3 protein-coding genes are annotated in these 1,569 nt (G+C 69.9%); 2 read left to right on the top strand and 1 reads right to left on the bottom strand.

Annotation, left to right across the window (positions count from 1 at the left end; genetic code table 11):
• The coding region (locus K206_RS0136585) for a cation transporting ATPase C-terminal domain-containing protein (protein WP_020207159.1) at window positions 1–398 on the top strand (398 nt) is incomplete at its 5' end.
• A 153-nt stretch (window positions 399–551) separates the two neighbouring features.
• On the opposite strand, the gene K206_RS40570 is transcribed toward K206_RS0136585, so the two are convergent.
• Complete coding sequence (locus K206_RS40570; RefSeq protein WP_020207158.1) at window positions 552–1,280, bottom strand: ABC transporter ATP-binding protein; 729 nt, start codon at window positions 1,278–1,280, stop codon at window positions 552–554.
• 98 nt (window positions 1,281–1,378) lie between these two features.
• On the opposite strand from K206_RS40570, the gene K206_RS40565 reads away from it, so the two are divergent.
• Window positions 1,379–1,569: hypothetical protein (locus K206_RS40565; RefSeq protein WP_043368001.1), on the top strand; the 191-nt coding region annotated here is incomplete at its 3' end.

Below are 1,569 nucleotides of genomic sequence, written 5' to 3'. Positions count from 1 at the left end.
GCTACATCCTCTGCATCGGTCCGATCAGCTCGGTGTTCGACTACCTCACCTTCGCCGCGCTCTACTGGGTGCTGGGCGCCAGCACGCCCGCGCAGCAGAACCTGTTCCAGACCGGCTGGTTCCTGGAGTCGCTGCTGTCCCAGACCCTGATCGTCCACGTCATCCGCACGCGGCGCATTCCCTTCGTGCAAAGCCGGGCCAGCAACGCGCTCATCGCCACCACGCTGGCCATCTGCGCGGCGGGCGTGTGGCTGCCTTATTCACCGCTGGCGCAGCCGCTGGGGCTGGTGCCGCTCCCGGCCACGTTCTGGCTCCTGGCGGTGCCGATCCTGGCCGGCTACTGCAGCCTGACCTATGCCCTGCGCGGCTGGCTGCTGCGGCGCTTGTCCATCGACTAGCACGCCGCGCGGCATGGGGCGCGGCCGGTAGCGCGCGTGCGCGCCGGCGGATTGTCCGTCCGTCCCGGCGCGTCTTCCCGCCCACGCTCGCGCTCGCGCCCACACTCGCGCCCGCAAGCATGGCCATCCCGCATGGCAATTCCGTGAACGAATCTACCCAATCGATGACGCCGCCATGTCACCGGCGGTTGTCACGCTTGCCAGCGTTGCGCGGTGTGGCGCCTCGTCGCCTTGCTGCATCGCGTGATGGACGGTGAGCGCTTCGGCGACCGTGCCGTACAGGCGCAGTTGCCCGTCATGGAGGACGGCGCCGGCGTTGCAGAAGTCGTTCAGCGTTGCGGGGTCGTGCGACACCATCATCAGCGCGCTGTCCGCCAGCCGCGCGCGCAGGGCGTCGTGGCAGCGCTGGCGGAAGCGGGCGTCGCCGGCGGAGGTGATCTCGTCGATCAGGTAGCAGTCGAACTCCACCGCCAGCGAGATCGCGAACGCCAGCCGTGCCGACATGCCCGCCGAGTAGGACCTGACCGGCATGCGGAAGTAGCGGCCGAGCTCGGCGAAGTCGTTGACGAAGGCGAGCGTGTCGTCGATCGGCTTGCCGTAGACGCGCGCGATGAAGCGCGCGTTGTCGGCGCCGGTGAGGCTGCTCTGGAACGCGCTGCTGTAGCCCAGCGGCCATGACACGGAGAAGGTCCGCCGCACGCGGCCCGCGCTGGGCATCTCCACGCCCGCGGCCAGCCGCATCAGCGTGGACTTGCCGGCGCCGTTGGCGCCGCAGATGCCCAGCGCGGTGCCGCGGCCGATGTCGAATGAAACGTTGCTGAGGATAGTGGTTGGAACATGGCCCACGAGATAGCGCTTGCTGACGTTCTGGAAAGAGATCATTGGATTCGCGTGATGGTCCGCGCAGTGGTTCGTGCTGGCGCATTATGAGCACGGCGACGCGCACAGATCAATCGCGCCCCCATCATGAGCGGCATCCCGTGGTGCCGCCGTGGCGGGCCGCGCTGCGCGCGGCGCCGCCGGCGGACCTGCGCGTGGCCATCGACGCGCGCACCTGGACCCTCGGCGCGGGCACCGGCGTGGCCACCTACGCGCGCACGCTGGGAGACAGCCTGGCGCATGCCGGCGTGCCGCTCGACTGGCTGACCGGCGGCGTCGGACCGCAGCCGGC

It is taken from the genome of Cupriavidus sp. WS, from assembly GCF_000395345.1.
Lineage (GTDB): Bacteria > Pseudomonadota > Gammaproteobacteria > Burkholderiales > Burkholderiaceae > Cupriavidus > Cupriavidus basilensis_B.
This window is presented reverse-complemented; position numbering and strand designations above follow the sequence as displayed.

Coding starts and splice junctions, on each gene's coding strand:
- K206_RS40570 (WP_020207158.1), bottom strand. CDS start 1,280: ATGATCTCTTTCCAGAACGTCAGCAAGCGCTATCTCGTGGGCCATGTT.